The organism is Nocardiopsis lucentensis DSM 44048 (genome assembly GCF_000341125.1).
Classification (GTDB): domain Bacteria; phylum Actinomycetota; class Actinomycetes; order Streptosporangiales; family Streptosporangiaceae; genus Nocardiopsis; species Nocardiopsis lucentensis.
Genome location: NZ_ANBC01000731.1, coordinates 1 through 1053, shown reverse-complemented (window position 1 = coordinate 1053; position 1053 = coordinate 1). Strand labels below are relative to the sequence as shown.

Here is a 1053-nt window from a genome sequence, read left to right as displayed (position 1 = left end):
CGAGCGTCGTCGACTACGTCGACTGCGGTGACGGCCAGCCGTGAACCCACGATGAATAACACCACATTGGCCGAATCCGGCCGCGATGTCGCGAAGGGTGCGTGGTCATTGACCCGCAGATGAGATCCTTACTATCGTCCGTAATCTCCCCTCCTCCCGTGTTCCGCCCCTGGGGGAACACCCTGCCCACGGAGGACGGGCACACCTCACACCTCCTCTCCCACCCCCGGAAGGGTTCAGATGTCCAACCACGCCGGTCTTGAGAATGTCAACGCACTCGGAACGGGTGGGGAGAACCTCGGACAGGAATCCGACGGTCTCCGTACCCAGATGAACCAGCTCATCCAGGACATGTCCAACGACGGCGACGCCCTGCAGGGTCAGGCCCTCAACGATTTCCGCGCGGCGCGCAACGCCCTCACCGAACGGTTCGACGAGCTCATGACCTGGTGCAGCCAGAACGGCATCAAGCTGAACGAGGGTCAGCAGCAGTTCAACATCACCGACCAGGATTCCGCCGACGACCTCTCGCAGGCCGGAAACGACCTCGGCGGCCTCGCCCGCCCGATCAACGCCTAACGCTCCCCCACCTTCTTCCCCGCCACGAGAAAGGCGCGCAGTCATGGGTAACCAGTTCGACGTCTACGGCAATGTCGGCCAACTGGAGGGCCTGGCCTCCGACCAACAGGCGCACCTGGCCCGCTTCACCGCGATCATGAGCCAGATCAACGAGCAGTCCGAGAGCACCGTCAACCAGTGGGAGGGCTCGGGCAGCTCGCAGTTCCAGGCCAAGGCCCAGGAGTTCGACTCCCATTTCGCCGAGGTCAACTCCGCCTTCTCGAAGATGATCGAGGCCACCAGCGGCACCGCCGAGAAGTACGGCCGTCTGAGCAACTACCTGAACAGTCTGTTCTAGTAGGCTGATCGCCGATGTCCTCCCCCACGCCGTCCCCACCGACCCCAGCGGATCCGGACCCGCAACTCCCCGAGGCGTTCCACTACACGCCCGACGAGGAGAAGTACGTCCTCCAGGCGGACGCCCTGCGGCACCGC

Annotated in this window: 2 protein-coding genes; both read left to right on the top strand. The window is 64.0% G+C overall.

Annotation, left to right across the window (positions count from 1 at the left end):
• The first annotated feature begins 240 nt into the window (after nt 1-240).
• Entirely contained in the window at nt 241-579 is a 339-nt protein-coding gene (locus tag D471_RS0125650; protein WP_017601268.1) for a hypothetical protein, read from the top strand.
• A 43-nt stretch (nt 580-622) separates the two neighbouring features.
• Nucleotides 623-916 carry a WXG100 family type VII secretion target gene (locus tag D471_RS0125645; RefSeq protein ID WP_017601267.1) on the top strand — a complete coding sequence of 98 codons (294 nt, stop codon included), beginning with the start codon at nt 623-625 and terminating at the stop codon, nt 914-916.
• The last annotated feature ends 137 nt before the right edge of the window (nt 917-1053 follow it).

Bases quoted from the DNA above. Each gene is read 5' to 3' on its own strand.
- D471_RS0125650 (WP_017601268.1), top strand. From the start codon at position 241: ATGTCCAACCACGCCGGTCTTGAGAATGTCAACGCACTCGGAACGGGT.
- D471_RS0125645 (WP_017601267.1), top strand. From the start codon at position 623: ATGGGTAACCAGTTCGACGTCTACGGCAATGTCGGCCAACTGGAGGGC.